The sequence below is a fragment of the Salinisphaera sp. T5B8 genome (assembly GCF_040361255.1).
Lineage (GTDB): Bacteria > Pseudomonadota > Gammaproteobacteria > Nevskiales > Salinisphaeraceae > Salinisphaera.
This window is the reverse complement of the sequence record NZ_APNG01000051.1, coordinates 1-1227: the sequence shown is the minus strand read 5'-3', so window position 1 is coordinate 1227 and position 1227 is coordinate 1. Positions and strand designations below refer to the sequence as shown.

1 protein-coding gene is annotated in these 1227 nt (G+C 61.9%); it reads right to left on the bottom strand.

Annotated features, from left to right (window positions below; all coding sequences use genetic code 11):
- Positions 1 to 5: 5 nt before the first annotated feature.
- A protein-coding gene (locus T5B8_RS19935) for an IS3 family transposase (RefSeq protein WP_502950823.1) occupies positions 6 to 1162 on the bottom strand; the annotation gives its coding sequence in 2 pieces (ribosomal slippage) (positions 6 to 916 and positions 916 to 1162; 1158 coding nt in all).
- Between the last annotated feature and the right edge of the window lie 65 nt (positions 1163 to 1227).

The window sequence follows — 1227 nt, the reverse complement described above, 5'->3', positions numbered from 1 at the left end:
GGGTTCTACCCCGTTTCCGCGGACGATTGAGAAAAGGTTAACGGATATTTTCGATCTTCGGCAGCCATGCGCTGTCGGATACGCGGATTATGGAAGCGCTCGATGTAATCGAAGACATCGGTCCGGGCTTCGGCGAGCGTCTGATAGCGCCGCCGGTTCACGCGCTCTCGCTTGAGCATGCCGAAGAAGCCTTCGGCCGCAGCGTTGTCGCCGCAGTGGCCGACCGCGCTCATGCTGCAAATCAGGTTGTGGCCGCGTAGAAAGCGTTGGTAGTCGTCGCTCGTAAATTGCGTGCCTCGATCCGAGTGCAACACGACCGGCTCGTCGTGCGTTTCACGTTGCCAGAGCGCCATTAGCACGGCCTTGAGTACGAGATCACGGGTCTGGCGAGCGCTCATCGACCAGCCCACCACGGCCTTGTTGTAGAGGTCGACGACGACGCACAGATACAGCCAGCCTTCGGCGGTTCGGATATAGGTGATATCGGTCACCCATTTCGTGTTGGGTTCGAGCGCGACGAAGTCGCGCTCGAGGTGATTACGCACATGCGTCGGCCGATCGCCGGAAGGCTTGGCCCGCCAGCGCCGCCGTTGCGGGATGCCCTGAAGGCCATTGGCTGCCATGAGGCGAGCCACCCGATTGCGGCTGATGCGCTCCCCTTCGAACTGCAGCGTCTCGGTGATCCGCGGAGCGCCGAACACGCCGTCGCTTTCGCGATGCAGCGTGTGGATCTTCTCGGTCAGCCGCGCATTGGCGCGAGCCCGAGGGCTCGGCGACCGGTTGGCCCAAGAATAGAAACCGCTGGTCGAGACCTTCAGGCAGCGGCACATGAGCTGGACGGGATAATCCGAGCGACAACGCTGGATCGTCGCGTACCTCACGACGACCCCTTGGCGAAGTACGTTGCCGCGTCGCGCAAAAAATCGCGCTCCTTTCTCACCTGTGCCAGCTCGCGCTTGAGGCGAGCGAGCTCTTGATCACGCGGCGTGCCGCTGCCCTGAAATACGGGCTTCGTCGAACGCTGGGCCTCGCGGCACCACCGGTTGAGCATGGTCGGACTGAGCCCGAGATCGCGGGCGACCGCGCTCGCACTGCTTGATGATGATCGCACGAGTTCGACGGCCTCGGCCTTGAACTCGGCACTGTACTTCTTGCGTGGCATAACACTCCTTTTGCCGGCCCATGATGAGCCTTCTTTGAAGTGTCCGCATTAACGGGTGAGAACCC